Origin of the sequence: Streptomyces sp. AB3(2024) (assembly GCF_041862025.1) — a bacterium.
Lineage (GTDB): Bacteria > Actinomycetota > Actinomycetes > Streptomycetales > Streptomycetaceae > Streptomyces.
Window position 1 is genome coordinate 1 of record NZ_JBGWAB010000305.1, and the last position, 1,508, is coordinate 1,508.

Sequence of the window (1,508 nt, forward strand, 5' to 3'; positions counted from 1 at the left end):
CTCCGACTGCGCCGACCGCACCAGGCCCCGTACCGGAGCATGGACGAGGTCCGACACACCCTCACCCGGCACGGCCTCCACCGCACCCCGCGTCAGGAACACCAGGCGCGAATCGGCGGGCCGCTCGGCCGCCTGCCACTCCTGGAGCAGCTCCAGCACCCGGCTGGTCTCGGCGTGCACGGCAGCGGCCGTGTCCCCGTCGCCGGGCTCCAGGCAGGACACCACCGTCGCGGCGGCGGTCCCGTCGCCCTCGCCCCACAGGGACCAGTCCTCGAAGGAACCGGCCGACGAGGCGGACTCGGCCCACTCCATGCGGAACAGGGCGTCGCGGGTCAGGTCGGGGGCGGTGTTCAGCTGGTCGCGGCTCACGGACCGCAGGGCCAGGCCGGCGACCGAGGCCACCGGGGCTCCAGCGGCGTCGGCGATGGCGATGGCCACCTCGCCGTTCCGGGCGGTGGTCAGGCGGACGCGCAGTTCGGCGGCGCCGACCGCGTGGAGGGAGACGCCGGACCAGGAGAACGGCAGCCGTCCTTCGCCGCTGCCCGACTCCGACTCGCGCAGTCCGAGCGCGTGCAGGGCCGCGTCGAGGAGGGCCGGGTGCAGGCCGAACCGGCCGGCCTCGTCGGCGGCTCCCTCGGGGAGGGCGACCTCGGCGTAGTACGCGCCGTCGTGCCTCCAGGCGGCCCGCAGGCCCTGGAACACCGGGCCGTAGCCGAAGCCGGAGTCCGCGAGGCCCTCGTACAGGCCCGCCACTTCGACGGGCTCCGCGCCGGCGGGCGGCCACTCGGTGAGGTCCTGCGGGGCCGGTTCGGCCCCGGCCGCGAGCACACCGACGGCGTGCCGCGTCCACGGCGCGTCCGTGTCCGCACCCTCGGGGCGGGAGTGGAGGGCGAGGCTGCGGCGACGGCCCGACGGGTCGGCGGCGCCGACGGCCAGCCGCAGCTGTACGCCGCCCTGTTCGGGCAGCACCAGGGGTGCTTCGAGGGTGAGTTCGTCGACCAGGTCGCAGCCGAGGTGCTCGCCGGCCCGGAGCGCCAGCTCGACGAAGGCCGTGCCGGGCAGGAGGGCCGCGCCCATGACGCGGTGGTCACCGAGCCAGGGGTGGGTGGTCAGCGACAGGCGGCCGGTGAAGAGGTGGCCGTCGGAGTCGGGGAGTTGGACCTCGGCGCCGAGCAACGGGTGGTCGGCGGTGCCGAGTCCGGCCGCCGTGACGTCGCCGTCCGCGCGGCCGGCGTCAAGCCAGTAGACGCCGCGCTGGAAGGCGTACGTCGGCAGGTCGACGGGGCGTGCGCCGAGCGGGCGGTAGAACGCCGCCCAGTCGACGGCGGTACCGCGCACATAGGCGGTGGAGAGGGCCGAGAGCAGCGTCTCGGCCTCGTCGCGGCCGGAGCGGAGGGTGGGTACGAAGGCGGCGGTGCCGGTGTCGTCGGCCAGGCAGGCCTGCGCCATCGCGGACAGCACCCCGTCGGGCCCGAGCTCGACGTACGTGCTCACGCCCGCGGCCTCCA

General features: G+C 76.1%; 1 protein-coding gene. It reads right to left on the bottom strand.

Annotated features, from left to right (window positions below):
- A partial coding sequence (locus ACEPPI_RS40485; RefSeq protein ID WP_373920235.1) for a polyketide synthase dehydratase domain-containing protein occupies positions 1-1,494 on the bottom strand: 1,494 nt, incomplete at its 3' end.
- Between the last annotated feature and the right edge of the window lie 14 nt (positions 1,495-1,508).